We start from the raw sequence: 12511 nt of genomic DNA on the forward strand, positions 1-12511 counted from the left end.
AGTTGATAGCGATGGGGACGGCCCCTCTAACCCTTTAACTGAAAGAAAACTTGTTTAATATTGCCTCAGTACCAAGTATGACCGTGCTAAGCTCATTCCCTCGGCTATCTTGTCCCCTTCTGAAATAGAGACTGCGTAAAAAATTCTTGCTGTTCACGCGAGCAATCACCTGACTGCGACTTCTCGGCAAATTGCAGCATTGCGCTAAGTCGCTAATCCAATTAGCGATTTCTTGATGTGGAAGTAACTCTTTGTCAATCATCGTATCCACGATGTTTACCAACCGCTCATCATCCTCATCGCTAAAAATGTGTCTACCATTATGAAGCATGCCAGAAATAGCGACAAGAACCTCACGCAGCATTGCGACGCTGCTCTCCTCGCACTGCACCAGCTCAACAAAAACATCCGCACCATGAGACGCGCTGTGAGCCCAGCCTCCTACTGAAAGGTAACCTCGCAGATCCTTCTCCTCTTTATAATAACGGAGCATCACATGCATTAATTGCTCAATTTCCGCTTGATTAAAAAATGGATTCTGTCTGTGGCGTTGCACAATCAAAGCGATAGGTAAGGCAGAGAACGTCCTTGTAAAAACTGACTGATCATCCTCGCTACCAATACCATAGAACAAATGGTTCTCATCAGTCAGAACAGTTAAGAGGCTTCGTAACTCCTCTTCACTGAATCTATTTTCTTCCTTAATCCACATATAAAACATCGAATAAATCAGGTTATCCCGTAATTCTGGCTGAGGATCTCCAATATATTGAAGTAACAAAGGTAAGAAATCTTGATGCTGCTCACCTTCGTGTAACTGATACTCATCCTTCTCAATTCTTTGTAAATCCAGCATCAATTTAATCCTTGTATCGCTCATTTCCCCATCTCCTTCAACATTAACATAATCTCCTCTATAACAACTTCGGGCTCATCATGATGAATATAATGTCCACTTCGACTAGCAATCCGGTACTTGCTTGACGTTGATAGCCATTGGAATTCTGCTTGGAGTTTTTGCTCAATTTTCAATATTTCTTGAGATGGCCATCCCTCTTCAACATTGTCAGGTAAACCTCTTGTAATAATTGCAAGAGGGAGGTTACTTTGATTTGAATGATCAACGATTTGCTTATAACTTTGTATTTTATCAATCTTCTCACTATTCAACATAGGATTCTCGTAATATTCCCTATTTCTTGCAAGCAGATTTTCGGGTAGAACCTTTTCATAGGCGAGTTCTTTATATTCCGGTGCAGCGTCAACCAAAACCATACCACAGATGTTCAGTGGATAAAGGCTGGCATATAATCTAGCGACCAAACCACCAAAAGAATGCCCCACCAATATATAGGGCTTCTCCACTTCAAGCGCTAGCAACAATTCGTTGAGCTCCTCGACTAGATCATAGCAAGTCGTCGGGACGGATGCGACTTGACTCCTGCCAATACCCGACCTGTTATAGGAAAAGGTTGATGTTTTTTGCGATATTTGGTCTTGGACTTTTTTCCATGTCTCATAGCTATCGCCTAACCCTGCTATGAAGATTACGCTTGGAATACTGTTACGTGAATATTTATTTAATAGTCTGCGGTTATCACAGATATCAATTATCTTTTCATTTTGTATAGTCACTTTTAATCACCCAGTTCAATTATAAGCTTCACACTATCATTATTTCTATAATAATTTGATTATTTTATTTTTTGCGAACTTTCCTGTTTTTTATTTTGTAACTTCAGCTGAAACTGAAGAAGAACAAGTAAATGCCTTAAGAAAAATTTTAATTGCATTTCATGATCGATTAACTAGAGAAGAAGTTTCGATTTTTGCCCAAAACGATCATTTATTTTCTAAATTTAAACTTCCTTTAAATATGCTATAAAGCCCAGAAAAGCCTAATTTAGATGAGTTTAAACTATATATCACTAAGATTTTTTATCAAGAATTTGAATTGAAATACTTATTATTAAGTTTAAAAAACAATGTATTTTTGTGAATGTCCGTGATTATCTTTTAGAGCAATTAAAAATGAGTAATAACGTTTGATTATATAGATATATAAAGGTGGCATAAATAATTATTAAACGGCTATTTGGTACCGCTACATCGCTATAAAACTAAGGTTTTGCACTATCCATAAAGCAAAAAAGGCGTTATCCTTTCTGTAGAATTATAGGAAAGGATGGCGTTTTTTATGTCTGTTTCTGTGTCTGATGAATTACAACTATTTGCTCATGAGATTCAAAGCTTTTTATCTCCAAATACCTTACGGGATCTTGCTAGAGATGTTGGTTTTGTACAACGAACTAGTAAATATTAAGCAAAAGATTTAGTCGCTTTATGTAAATGGATGAGTCAAAATATCGCTACAACCTCTTTAGCTCAGTTATCTAGCTGTTTAGAAGCATCCACAGAAGTACTCATCAGTCCAGAAGGACTGAATCAACGGTTTAATACATCAGCCGTTCAGTTTTTACAACATATATTGACTAACCTTCTAAATAAAAAATTAACTTCATCTATGCCACTTTCTTCTCCATACACCTCTGTTTTCAAGCGTATTCGCATTTTAGATTCCACTGCATTTCAGCTTCCAGATATATTTTCAACCATTTATCCTGGGGCTGGAGGATGTAGCCATACTGCTGGGATGAAAATTCAACTTGAATATGACCTATTAAGTGGACAATTCCTACATATCCATACAGGTCCAGGGAAACAACATGATCGAACCTATGGTTCTCTGTGTGTTCCAACTGTAACACCAAATGATTTATGTATCCGTGATTTAGGGTATTTTCATTTAAAAGATCTTCAACATATACAAGATAAAAAGGCTTACTATATCTCTCGTATTAAATCCAATACACGTATTTATCAAAAAAATCTCACACCTGATTATTTTCAGGATGGAAAAATCAAGAAAGGTACAGAGTATATACAGATAGATATGGAGGCATTAATGAACTCTCTCCAACCAGGGCAAACCTATGAAATATCCGATGCTTATGTAGGAATGACTGATAAAGTACCAACTCGTGTGATTGTTCATCGACTTACAGATGAACAACAACAAAAACGATTGCAAGATCAAGCTGTAAGAGAGAAAAAGAAAGGAATAAAGTATTCCCCTCGTAGTAAACGTCTCAGTAGTATCAATGTATATATGACAAATACCTCTACAGATACTGTCCCGATGGGACAAGTACATGATTGGTACTCTTTACGTTGGCAAATCGAGATTTTATTTAAAACATGGAAATCATTCTTTCATATTCACCATTGTAAAAAGATAAAACGAGAAAGATTAGAATGCCATTTGTATGGGAAACTGATCGCTATTCTCCTCTGTACTTCTACTATGTTTCAAATGCGTCAATTACTTCTTATGAAAAAGAAACGAGAGCTGAGTGAATATAAGGCCATATATATGATTAGAGATTATTTTTTTCTTATTTATCAAGCCATACAGAAAGACACCCAAGAATTATCAAAGATTCTCATTCGCCTGTTCAACCTCCTACAGCAAAATGGGCGAAAATCTCACAGATATGAGAAGAAAACAGTCTTTGATATATTAGGTGTCGTTTACAATTATACCATTTCTGAAGATCAAGCGGCCTAATTCAAAAAATGAAACCCGATAGGGTTTATTTCGCATGCAAACCTTTAAATTCTCTAAGCCTGGCTTTTAGAAAAAAGAAATAATCTCTACTATACTTGACATTGTATAATCTTAGCTTGATAGCGATGGGGTCCCGCCAACATTTCGCGAATTTCGTATGCTAAGGAATTTTTTTTAAAACTTGGTTTTACCGTACGTTGGGGTTAGTAATAACATTGTCAATTGGTTTAAGTAATACAGGTGATACACAACATGCTCTGAAAAAAGAAGACATTATCCAGTATTCGCATGCGGACCATTTTTAATTGATGTAACCAAAAGAGACCTCCTAAATGAGGTCTCTTTTGGTATAGGGGATTCGACTTATTATTTTCATTTTGCTTCATTATTCTTTCTTTTTGTTCACGACTTATTTATTCTCTACTAAGTTAATAGAAAATGAACCTCCTGGATACTCAATAATTGATTCTCCCTTGGCTAAAGCAAAATCTCCAGCATACAATCCAGTTTTTGAAAATTCGCAATATTTTCCGTTATCGCACGAATTGGATATTGTTCCGTCAGTCATTTTTACTATTCCTTCTTTGGAATCAAATCGATATGTTCCATAATGAAGATTATTGGTGATTTTTGTGGCATTACCAGAAAACGTTTCCGTTTTAAATTTTCCACCATACATTTTTAAAATCATCGGTGTTGGTCCATAAAAAATATCACCAGAAATTTTAGTATCAATTCCAGCTACAGTTTTTTGATTTGTGTACATAGGTGTGGCAGTTTCGAAAGGAATTTCATTTAAAAATAGCTTGTTCCCATATGTTTGAATAAAATGTTGATCTTCTTCAGATATTGCTTCATTTATATCATATTTACTATTAATCTTGCTAATTTTTAATGAAATTTGGTCTTTAGTTAATGCCTGTCCTTTGTCTAATGTACTTGCTTCAGTAGATTGTGTAGAAAATGCTCCTAAGCCTAAAGTTAGTGTAAGTCCTAATAGAAATTTATTAAATTTCATTAATGTCATCCCTCTCCTATTTGTAATATAAAAACTTTTTCTATACTTGAAAATAAATGAAAAAACATAATACCAATGCTATGTAGCTATTGATTTTAAATTGTAGAAATAATACGATGATTGACATAGAAAGTGTAATTTTCAAACAAAATAGAATAACAGGTTTGTCCAGATTAAATAGCATATTTTATATCAATTGATAATATGTTGTTGGAATATTCTTTGTAATTTATTACATTTCGAAAGTTAATATGGTTATTTATTTTAAAAAAGGAAGGTTATTGTATATTTTAGTGGAATTTTATTATAAAGTCATGCTTTAGCAGCTAGTGACCAACTTGTATTAGTGTTTCAATCGAATTTACTATTTAGATTGACTAGAATTGAACGAGTGGATGTAATTTAAAGTTATTAGTTTTCCTACAAGATAAAAAATTTTAAAGGGGATGATTATATGTTTAAAAAATTTGTTGTAAGTGTATTATCATTAGGATTTCTTGTTACAGGAGGAAGCTTTGCACAAGCGGATGAATTGAATATTCCTAACAATAATGGGACATGTAAAGACATTATAAAAAATGTAGAAGTAAACGAATATGTAAAAAGCTGTTTCAAAATATTTCCTAATCCCCTCTTTGGTTCAATAGTAAGAATCCCTAATACTTTTACATATGATGACGATATTTATCAAGGAACACTCTATCTTGTTTCTCAAGAACGTACTACGTTTTCAATTGTAGCTCATTATGAAGGAACAGTAAAAAAATATAAATGAAATATAAAATTAAAGAGATTTATATCCATATAATAAAAAAATTAATACTCCAATTAATATAAAGGAATTTGAAGAGGTTTTAGTAATAAATTACCTTTATTCTTCTGCGTATTTCTATAATTTGTGAAAAGAGACCCTGTTAAAAGGTCTCTTTTTTATTATTTAGACCCATCTAAGATCTTAGATTTTATATCTTCAATCGAGAAATCTTTTTCGGATTGCTGGGGTAGGTAGTGAACAGCTCGTTTGTTTTCCAAATAATTTATATCTATTTTTTGCGAATTTTTCATAAGAAAAATCACGGAGGGACTTTGGTATTATTAGAAAAAGAATTGTTACTTTCCAAAATCCATTTAATTTTCGACAGATATTTATTATAGCATCGGATTTTATGTAAGCAGTATCATTCTCAATTAATACAATACTATCAGTATTTTCATCTATATGATATTTTTTTAGTAATTGTCTTCCGATGCGTCCTTGTAATGATGCATATTGAAAGTAAGCGTTATAATCCCTTTTTATAATAAATTGAATACTTTGATTACAAAAATTACACTCACCATCAAATAATACAATATTAGTCATGATTAATCCCTCTTTACAGGATATTTATTTTTTAGCCGACCCTTAGAGACCCCTTGTTTATTATTCCCATTAATCATTTCATCTGCTTTAATATTTCTCTAAATCTAAAAGCTTCAAATTAACATTCAGTTCTCTAGTCATTAGAATTATATAAATGATCTCGTAGAGAAATATGAACAATTCTTTTGATAAGGATAAATGATTTTCCTCTTTTGTTTGTGATTGTATTAATTAGCAAAACAATCTTGAATTAAACTAAATGGATACTTTTTCATAGCATTAAACTCCACCCTCTCTTTTACAAGATTTTACATATAATAACCTAAATATAGAACATAATATCCTATAAATCAATATTTTTAGAATAATTATACTTTTAAATTGGATAGATGTTAATATTAGATAACTAGCTGGGAAGAGGTAGATGGAAAGTAATCTAAAACAATAAGTATTGAAAAATCAATTAAAGTCCGAAGAAAGGTTTCAAAGGAAAAAGTATGAACCATTCTTAAAGAACTTATAATTCTTTAAGAATGTATGAAACGTAAAATAATAAGTTAAAAAAACGAAAAGAAGTACAGTCTGTAAGTTCCCTCAAAGTCTTATTAATTTCAATACATAAAGAGCGATTCTAGGCGAAATAATGACGCTTAGAATCGCTCTTTAAAATTTCATAAATATAGTTTATATTACTTTTTTCGGTCTATAAGGAAAAAATTTGTAAAAATAGCTTGAAATAAAATTGTAAATATAAGTATAATAATAAACAGAATACTTGAATATGATTTTTCCATCAAAAATAAAATCCATATAAAACACCAAATTCCCATGAAAATAATCATCATACCATTAAATCTCGCAAACTTTTCCACATTAATAATTTTAGACTTCACTTCAGGTGTATATCCAGCCAATAAAAAAAACATCTTTCTTTTCCAGATTAGTATACCTAGTAGACCAAATAGAATTAAACAAGCTGATGCAATAATAATTTTTAACATTGTATGTACCTCCTATTTTAAAAAGGGTGTGAATCTTATGATTAGAAAAGACAGAAAAATATTTATTTTCTTTGTTTTTACTTTTGTTATCTATTTTACCATATTTGGGTTAACAATTTTAGTAGCTATACCTGAAAATCCACTTTCTTTATCGAAAAATTCTTCTAGATTAATAAAAACGATCATACCACAAGGATGGGGTTTTTATAGTAAAGATCCTAGGGATGAGATGATATTAATTTATGATATGGAAAAGAAAGAAATCTTGTCTGATTGGCCCAATAATAAAGTTAAAAATTTGTTTGGTTTATCTAGGGAAGGGCGAGGAAAGGGTGTTGAAGCTGGACTTTTATTTTCTAAAATTGGTACTTCTAAGTGGACAACTTGTAATAAAAAACCAGTGGAATGTTTGGAAAACTTAGATTCAGAGGTTATAAATAATACAACTCCTTATCCAAGTTTATGCGGTGATATAGGTATTGGAAAACAAAAACCAGTACCATGGATATGGGGAAGAAATAAAAATATTGAAATGCCGTCTAAGGTAGTTAGGGTGAAATCTGCATGCTCCAAAAAATAGAAAATAAATTGTTGGAATATATAATTAATGAAAAAGTGTGGACTAATGTATATGGGGTAGCAAGAAGTATTATAGCATTATCTTTTTTGTTAACCCTGTTAATCAATGATACAAAAGTATTTTTTAGACCGACTTCAGATTTAAGTGAATTTCCTGTTTGTAGTAATGTATCTTTCGGTTTATTTTGTATAATTCCTACTACGGGGAATTATATAATTTTAGAAGTTATAAGATTTGTATCTATTATTATTTTATTATTAGTTGTTATAGGTTGGAGACCTAAATTCACAGGTATCCTCCATTGGTATATTATGTATAGTTGGAATACTGCTGCTATTACCTTGGATGGAGGAGAACAGGTAAGCTCTGTTATAACATTTTTATTAATACCTATTACTCTTACAGATCATAGAAAGTGGCATTGGACTACATTAAAAGAAGATGAACATAAACAATGTAATATATATAAAAAAGCTTTATGTATTATTTCATATTGGTTTATCAGAGTTCAAATAGCTATTTTGTATTTGCATTCAACTGTAGCAAAGGTGTTTGAAGAAGAATGGATTAATGGAACAGCGGTATATTATTTTTTAGAAGATCCTATTTTTGGATTAAATCCATATTTACATAAAATATTTGATTATTTTTTAACTTCACCCTTAATAATTCTTCCTACATGGGGGACACTTATTATTCAAATATCATTATTTGGTGCATTATTTGTTAACAAAAAATATTGGAAATACTTTTTGTTAGTAGCTATTTTTATGCATGAGATATTTGCTGTTATTCTTGGATTAATTAGTTTTTCATTAGTAATGCTGGGTGTATTGATTCTTTATTTAAGACCTTTAGATAAAGAATTTTCTTCAATACATATTAAAAACAAAATTTATAAAAGGAAAGAGGAGGAAGTGGCATGAAAAAAGTTTTTTCTATTACATCTTTGATTACTGCTGTAGCTTTAATGTTTTTGGTAATATCAAATCCTTTTAGTGCTAGTGCGAAGGATACTAAGCATTACACAGGAAAAGAAATTTTTGCAGGTATTTTCTTTGTTCAAGGTGAATTTGCTAAAGAATTAAATAAAGATGTAGATGTAAATGGGATAGAGGGTGTAAATAAAGCTGAAAATAAGATTATATATGCTGAGCTAATTAAACAAATGGATAAATTAGACCCTTCATATTTCGAAGATTTAGAAAAGGCTGTTTATAATAAGGATTATATAAAAACAGATGAACTTTTCACAAAAGGTGGAAAGTTATTGAACGAATCTGTAGAAAAACTTAATGCATCGAAAATTGATAATAATGCTATTGACAATGTTCAAGGAGTAGCTGTGTTCCCAGCGATTTCGGTAGCTTTTACAACAGCAGCAGCTGTAGCACAGTTAGCTGTAGCGGTATCATATGTTGTTGAAACTGGAGTTGCAGTACATCATGCAGTAAAATTCTGGGCACCACAAGAAAATGATGGTACAAAACTTTCAAAAGAGAAGTTTTTAACAAATGTTGTAAAGGTAGCTACTGAATAGTAAGAAATTAATTTTTATAAAAAAAGATGAGGTTCCTATAAGGACCTCATCTTTTTTATTACATTAAAATAATTTGATACTTGAGCAATAAAAAGAATAGAAACTTCATATGACAATATATGAAAATTGATTTTTCATATACAGAATAAAAGAAAAAGCTTTTTTAGATCGCTTGTATATAAAAATTTTTGTTATTAATTGTCGAAAAAGAGCTTCTTTTTTTCATATAGCGCGCTACACTAAATTTGCATTTCCGTAATATACATAAAGAGGAAGAAGGTAAATTACTATTTTGATACGGTTCATTTTCGTGATAAATCGTTTAGTGAATTATGAGAACGAGCGCTACAAGATCAGCTTCAAAGAAGTAGTACACTAAACCTTTTAATTAATGCGATTAGTGTATGGAATACAGTTTATTTAAGTGAAGCAATAAAAGTTTAAAAGAAAAAAGAAACATTTGATGGAGAGACGAATCACACTCATTGGCCAGTTGACAATACCACAAGAAGTATTTGGATAGGCAGGTAATTCAAATGTTTTAAGAACGTTAGCCTTTGCCATTGGAAAGTTATGACGTCCGGATTGATAATGATCATGGCTTAAGATAGAACCTCCTACAATAGGTAAATCCGCATTTGAACCAATAAAGTAATGTGGCATTGTTTCTACAAAACTGAACAAACGAGTAAATGTCTCACAAGAAATTTTCATTGGACAATGCTTTTTAGATAATACGATGGAGTGTTCATTAAAGTATGCATATGGTGAATATTGAAACCCCCACTCCTCTCCCTCTAGCCCAATATCAATGATTCGGTGATTACTTCTACCTGGATGGTTCAAACGACCGAAATACCCTTCATTTTCAATACAAAGTAAACATTTTGGATAATCACCCTTCGATATATTTCTAGCTGCTATGATTTCTTTAGGATCCTTCTCTGGCTTGGATAAATTAATGGTAATCTCCAGTTCCCCATATTTTGATTCTATTACTTAAAATTTATATATACTTATAATCAATAATAAGTTATACTATTAAAGTTCCTAACAGTCATTATTATGGAATCGACAATAGCAATAACTTTACTTCCAACAAAATAATATTTCTCAATTTTCAACCCCTTGGAGCGCATCTTGGGGTTGATTTAATTTAAATATAAATTTTATATAAAACTATACATATATTGAAAACATACATAGAATAATTATAATCAAATCAGAGTAGTCAATAAGCACCTTTTATGGTGCTTATTATTTATAACTAATAAGGACTTTGTTAAAGAACTAAATAAAATCCAATATTCTCCTAACAAAAACCAGAATACAATCTGCTTCTTATTCAGGTTGTATTAAATAGAGCAGTTACTACAACTAACTGCTCTATGATAATTTTTACATAAATCTTCATTTCACGCATTGAGATATAACTCCCTTCAAACCTCCAACCTTTAGTTTTAAGAGGTCACTAATACGTAAATTTGTATTGTATAACTGTTTTATTACATTGTTCGGGATGAATTTTAAATTAAACCATTTATTATCTATTTTATTAAACTTTTTTTGTTTTTGGGAAAGAGATACCAAAAACTGTTTTATTCCATGGACTACTTTCAACCCATATCTTGCCCTGGTTTTTTTCTACTAAGGATTTAGCAATAGCAAGCCCTAATCCGCTACCTCCATTAATAGAATTTCTTGATTGGTCACTACGATACATTCGTTCAAATATATGATTCAAATCATGTTCCGCGATTCCCTGTCCTTTATCCCAAATAAGCAATTGGAATTCTTGATTTGATTCAATGAGTTCTATCCCAAGTACTTTTCCTTCTTTCCCATATATAATAGCATTTTTTATTAAGTTATCTATAATTCTTATAATACTTAGATAATCTGCCGTGATAAAACATTTTGTTTTTGGTAAACTAAGCTTTAATTCCAAATTATTTTTCTTGATTTCAGGTAAATACTCAATTAGTACCTCTCTCGTAATCTCAGTTAACTCTAGAAATTCAGGATTTATTAAAACTTCATCTGCATCTAGTTTTGCCATATTAAATATTTCATTGATTAATTGCTTTAAGTTGCTAGATTTTCTTGAAATAATTTCAAGATACTCTTTTTTTTCTTCTCGAGAAACAGCTATATCATCTTTTAAAGCATCAATATATCCTATAATAGATGTAAGAGGAGTTCTGATATCATGAGAAATACTTGATAAGAGTCTTTTTCTCGCATTTTGAGATTTAATGGATTCGATTTGAACTCTCTCTAGCTGTTCAATTAATTCATTCACAGAAAATATCATTTTATTAAATACATTATCTTCATTTACAATTAACCTTGTTGTTAAATTTCCGTTAATTACACGTTTTAACTCCTCAATCATTATTTTCAAACGATTAACAAAGTGAAACCTTGTAACTAAGAGAAAGGTCGTAAAGAAAAGTAGTACTATGTACAAAGCAAGCTTATTTATTCCTAATAGTTGGTTATTTAAATCTACAAAAAAAAGTCCTATAATACATATTAGTTGAAGAATATTAAGCAAGATAATTTTGTCGCTATACATTTTGGTCACCTACAAACTTATATCCTATTCCCCAAACTGTTTGTATTAATTGAGGATTAGAAGGATCTACTTCTATTTTTTTTCTAAGTTTTCGAATATGGACCATGACAGTATTATCATCTTCTAAATAGTTGTCCCCCCAAACATTACGGAACAACTGAGATTTTGTAAACACTTGCTCCGGATTTGAAGCGAAAAACCTTAGTAATTCCATCTCTTTTGCAGTTAAAGGAATCTCTTCTCCCTCTTTGAAAACAGTATATTTTTTCATATCAATTGAGATTTCTTTAAACTCTATACGTGTTTGTTCTCTATCCCCTGCTTCACTTCCTAAAACTAAAAACCTCCTCATAAGAGCTTTAACTCTAGCTACTACCTCATTTATACTAAAAGGTTTTGTAATATAGTCATCTGCGCCCATACTTAAACCTAATATCTTATCAGTTTCATGATTTTTAGCAGTTAGCATTAGAATAGGAACATTCGTTTTTTCTCTTAATTTTCTGCAGACCTCAATCCCATCAATTTTTGGCATCATAAGATCTAATATAAACAAATCATATTTGTTTTTATTAAATAAAGAAAGAGCGTGCTCGCCATCTATAGCTACATCAACCTTATATAATTCTCGCTCCATATATTTTTTTAATAAATCTCTAATTTCTTTTTCATCATCCGCTATAAGAATTCTAATTTCTCGCAAAATAACACCTGCTTTCATAATTTTTATTATACATATCCAAAATTATTGTGCTTATTCGTTTTAATTTTCATGTTATCAAAATAAGAAAATTGGCATTTCT

11 protein-coding genes and 4 pseudogenes are annotated in these 12511 nt (G+C 31.0%); 7 read left to right on the forward strand and 8 right to left on the reverse strand.

The window, feature by feature from the left end; genetic code table 11:
- Positions 1 to 34: 34 nt before the first annotated feature.
- Both AAG068_RS28145 and AAG068_RS28150 read right to left on the reverse strand, forming a co-directional pair.
- A complete protein-coding gene (locus AAG068_RS28145) occupies positions 35 to 880 on the reverse strand; it encodes a DUF2785 domain-containing protein (protein ID WP_342720053.1) in 846 nt (281 codons plus the stop codon).
- Complete coding sequence (locus AAG068_RS28150; RefSeq protein WP_342720054.1) at positions 877 to 1635, reverse strand: alpha/beta fold hydrolase; 759 nt, start codon at positions 1633 to 1635, stop codon at positions 877 to 879. The genes AAG068_RS28145 and AAG068_RS28150 overlap by 4 nt, the downstream gene beginning before the upstream one ends.
- A 55-nt stretch (positions 1636 to 1690) precedes the next feature.
- Between AAG068_RS28150 and AAG068_RS28155 the strand changes: the two are divergent.
- Positions 1691 to 2049: pseudogene (locus AAG068_RS28155) on the forward strand (DUF1878 family protein).
- Positions 2050 to 2197: 148 nt separating this feature from the next.
- Positions 2198 to 3628: pseudogene (locus AAG068_RS28160) on the forward strand (IS4 family transposase).
- A 409-nt stretch (positions 3629 to 4037) separates the two neighbouring features.
- Here AAG068_RS28160 and AAG068_RS28165 read toward each other — a convergent pair.
- Entirely contained in the window at positions 4038 to 4646 is a 609-nt protein-coding gene (locus AAG068_RS28165) for a hypothetical protein (protein WP_342720055.1), read from the reverse strand.
- A 454-nt stretch (positions 4647 to 5100) separates the two neighbouring features.
- On the opposite strand from AAG068_RS28165, the gene AAG068_RS28170 reads away from it, so the two are divergent.
- Positions 5101 to 5421, forward strand: a complete 321-nt coding sequence (locus AAG068_RS28170) for a hypothetical protein (protein ID WP_342720056.1) — start codon at positions 5101 to 5103, stop codon at positions 5419 to 5421.
- Between the two features lie 195 nt (positions 5422 to 5616).
- On the opposite strand, the gene AAG068_RS28175 is transcribed toward AAG068_RS28170, so the two are convergent.
- Positions 5617 to 6009 (reverse strand): thiol-disulfide oxidoreductase DCC family protein, encoded by a 393-nt coding sequence (locus tag AAG068_RS28175; protein ID WP_342720057.1) that lies wholly within the window; start codon positions 6007 to 6009, stop codon positions 5617 to 5619.
- A gap of 689 nt (positions 6010 to 6698) precedes the next feature.
- The gene (locus AAG068_RS28180; RefSeq protein WP_342720058.1) at positions 6699 to 7010 is read right to left on the reverse strand and encodes a DUF3784 domain-containing protein; all 312 of its coding nucleotides are present in this window, start codon (positions 7008 to 7010) and stop codon (positions 6699 to 6701) included.
- Between the two features lie 37 nt (positions 7011 to 7047).
- Between AAG068_RS28180 and AAG068_RS28185 the strand changes: the two genes are divergently transcribed.
- From AAG068_RS28185 to AAG068_RS30020, 4 genes and pseudogenes are all read left to right on the forward strand, one after another.
- Entirely contained in the window at positions 7048 to 7590 is a 543-nt protein-coding gene (locus AAG068_RS28185; RefSeq protein ID WP_342720059.1) for an SdpA family antimicrobial peptide system protein, read from the forward strand.
- The gene (locus tag AAG068_RS28190; RefSeq protein WP_342720060.1) at positions 7575 to 8516 is read left to right on the forward strand and encodes a sporulation-delaying protein SdpB family protein; all 942 of its coding nucleotides are present in this window, start codon (positions 7575 to 7577) and stop codon (positions 8514 to 8516) included. The genes AAG068_RS28185 and AAG068_RS28190 overlap by 16 nt, the downstream gene beginning before the upstream one ends.
- Positions 8513 to 9130, forward strand: coding sequence for a sporulation delaying protein family toxin (locus AAG068_RS28195; protein ID WP_171856744.1), 618 nt, complete (start codon positions 8513 to 8515; stop codon positions 9128 to 9130). The genes AAG068_RS28190 and AAG068_RS28195 overlap by 4 nt, the downstream gene beginning before the upstream one ends.
- Before the next feature lie 336 nt (positions 9131 to 9466).
- Positions 9467 to 9571: pseudogene (locus AAG068_RS30020) on the forward strand (Tn3 family transposase); the annotation flags it as partial.
- 27 nt (positions 9572 to 9598) lie between these two features.
- Here AAG068_RS30020 and AAG068_RS28205 read toward each other — a convergent pair.
- The 3 genes and pseudogenes from AAG068_RS28205 to AAG068_RS28215 all read right to left on the reverse strand — a co-directional run.
- Positions 9599 to 10123, reverse strand: a pseudogene (locus AAG068_RS28205) (UDP-glucose--hexose-1-phosphate uridylyltransferase); the annotation flags it as partial.
- Positions 10124 to 10685: 562 nt separating this feature from the next.
- Positions 10686 to 11708 carry a sensor histidine kinase gene (locus tag AAG068_RS28210; RefSeq protein ID WP_342720061.1) on the reverse strand — a complete coding sequence of 341 codons (1023 nt, stop codon included), beginning with the start codon at positions 11706 to 11708 and terminating at the stop codon, positions 10686 to 10688.
- A complete protein-coding gene (locus AAG068_RS28215; RefSeq protein ID WP_061655769.1) occupies positions 11701 to 12411 on the reverse strand; it encodes a response regulator transcription factor in 711 nt (236 codons plus the stop codon). The genes AAG068_RS28210 and AAG068_RS28215 overlap by 8 nt, the downstream gene beginning before the upstream one ends.
- Between the last annotated feature and the right edge of the window lie 100 nt (positions 12412 to 12511).

Origin of the sequence: Bacillus paramycoides (assembly GCF_038971285.1) — a bacterium.
Taxonomy (GTDB): domain Bacteria; phylum Bacillota; class Bacilli; order Bacillales; family Bacillaceae_G; genus Bacillus_A.

Coding starts and splice junctions, on each gene's coding strand:
- AAG068_RS28170 (WP_342720056.1), top strand. CDS start 5,101: ATGTTTAAAAAATTTGTTGTAAGTGTATTATCATTAGGATTTCTTGTT.
- AAG068_RS28185 (WP_342720059.1), top strand. CDS start 7,048: ATGATTAGAAAAGACAGAAAAATATTTATTTTCTTTGTTTTTACTTTT.
- AAG068_RS28195 (WP_171856744.1), top strand. CDS start 8,513: ATGAAAAAAGTTTTTTCTATTACATCTTTGATTACTGCTGTAGCTTTA.
- AAG068_RS28210 (WP_342720061.1), bottom strand. CDS start 11,708: ATGTATAGCGACAAAATTATCTTGCTTAATATTCTTCAACTAATATGT.
- AAG068_RS28180 (WP_342720058.1), bottom strand. CDS start 7,010: ATGTTAAAAATTATTATTGCATCAGCTTGTTTAATTCTATTTGGTCTA.
- AAG068_RS28175 (WP_342720057.1), bottom strand. CDS start 6,009: ATGACTAATATTGTATTATTTGATGGTGAGTGTAATTTTTGTAATCAA.
- AAG068_RS28165 (WP_342720055.1), bottom strand. CDS start 4,646: ATGAAATTTAATAAATTTCTATTAGGACTTACACTAACTTTAGGCTTA.
- AAG068_RS28190 (WP_342720060.1), top strand. CDS start 7,575: ATGCTCCAAAAAATAGAAAATAAATTGTTGGAATATATAATTAATGAA.
- AAG068_RS28145 (WP_342720053.1), bottom strand. CDS start 880: ATGAGCGATACAAGGATTAAATTGATGCTGGATTTACAAAGAATTGAG.